The sequence below is a fragment of the Mycolicibacterium vinylchloridicum genome (assembly GCF_013404075.1).
Classification (GTDB): Bacteria; Actinomycetota; Actinomycetes; order Mycobacteriales; family Mycobacteriaceae; genus Mycobacterium; species Mycobacterium vinylchloridicum.
This window is the reverse complement of the sequence record NZ_JACBJQ010000204.1, coordinates 1-818: the sequence shown is the minus strand read 5'-3', so window position 1 is coordinate 818 and position 818 is coordinate 1. Positions and strand designations below refer to the sequence as shown.

The 818-nt window shown below is 67.7% G+C and carries 1 protein-coding gene; it reads right to left on the bottom strand.

Annotated features, from left to right (window positions below):
- The coding region (locus HPC46_RS34585) for a CPBP family intramembrane glutamic endopeptidase (protein ID WP_179476463.1) at positions 1-662 on the bottom strand (662 nt) is incomplete at its 3' end.
- Positions 663-818: the final 156 nt, after the last annotated feature.

Genomic DNA, 818 nt, shown 5'->3' with positions numbered 1-818 from the left:
AGCCAGGTGAACACGAATCCGGCCGCTCCCGTTGCGACCACCGCCATGACCACCCCGGCAAGCATGCCGACCACGCCACCGCCGAAAATCCGGGTGAAGCCGACATTGCCGCTGGTCAAGCCCAGCGAGCTGGCAATGTGCCACAGTCCGAACAGCAGCGACCCGGCGGCCGCCACACCCCGAACACCCCAGGCCCGGTCCAGCGCGCCGTGCAGCACACCGCGGAACGCCAGCTCCTCGGGAATGACGGTCTGCAACGGGATGATGATCATCGACGCGAGCAGCGCACCCGACAGTGTGGCGTAGTGGTTGTTCAGGAACATCGGCCGCGTCCAGGGCAGCAGCGCCCCGACCGCGATGACGGTCAGCACCAACAACACCGCGCCCAGCGCGTACAGCGCGCCGGATTTCCAGTGTTCGCGGCCCAGACCCAGCTCGGCCCAGCCCAATCCGCGCGACCGCACCAGCAAGAGCAGGCCCACGGCGGCGGCAGGCACCACGGCGACGTTGGCCCACGGCGTCGTGAAGTGGGCGATCAGATTGGTCATCGCCAGCACGACGACGACGATGCCGATGTCGACGTAGATCCGGAAATGGTGCAGAGCGGCCAGCTGCGAAAGCGCGGGGTGGGGGTGCGCGGGCGCGGCGCTCTGCTCAGACATGACCGGGCCAAGTGTACCTGTGCCCGCACAATAGCCTGATCAGTTGCTATTGCCTCGGTTGCTATTCGTTGTCTCCGCCGGTGGAGACGGTGGCATCCAGAGCACCCGTCACCGCAGCCCCACGGGCACCGGGCCACACCCAGTCCCGCACCTCGG